The organism is Ralstonia sp. VS2407, assembly GCF_052950655.1.
Genome location: NZ_JBRFVG010000188.1, coordinates 1 through 494 on the forward strand (window position 1 = coordinate 1; position 494 = coordinate 494).

The following is a 494-nucleotide window of genomic DNA, read 5'->3' on the forward strand; positions in this document are numbered from 1 at the left end:
ACTTCATTCTGCGAACCTTGTTATGTTTCACGTGAAACACTAGTCAAGATAAAAAAGAACCAAAGAGCAAGCTCTTTGGTTCTGGAAATTGTCATAAAATTATTGTTCGTCACTAACGAATGGTAATAATCCCATGATACGTGCGCGTTTAATAGCAATCGTTAATTTACGTTGGTTTTTAGCGCCAGTACCTGTAACACGACGTGGTAAAATTTTGCCACGTTCTGAAATGAATCGTTTTAACAATTCAGTATCTTTATAGTCGATGTATTCGATGTGGTTTGCTGCGATATAGTCGACTTTCCGACGTTTACGTCCGCCTCTTCTTTGTTGTGCCATTCTTGTTCCCTCCTATCAAATTCGTTTAGAATGGTAAATCATCATCTGAAATGTCGATAGATGAACCTGAGCCACCAAATGGATCAGAATCTTTATCGAAATCAGGCATACCGTTATTGTTTTGCGACTGAGAAGATGATGGATTGAAACTATTG

Annotated in this window: 1 protein-coding gene; it reads right to left on the reverse strand. The window is 38.1% G+C overall.

Features of this window, described 5'->3' with window-relative positions; all coding sequences use genetic code 11:
• Positions 1-99 precede the first annotated feature (99 nt).
• The gene (gene rpsR, locus ACU8YE_RS24545; RefSeq protein WP_002356021.1) at positions 100-339 is read right to left on the reverse strand and encodes a 30S ribosomal protein S18; all 240 of its coding nucleotides are present in this window, start codon (positions 337-339) and stop codon (positions 100-102) included.
• Between the last annotated feature and the right edge of the window lie 155 nt (positions 340-494).

What these genes read in the sequence shown, in the direction of transcription:
- rpsR (WP_002356021.1), bottom strand. Translation starts at nt 339, where the DNA reads ATGGCACAACAAAGAAGAGGCGGACGTAAACGTCGGAAAGTCGACTAT.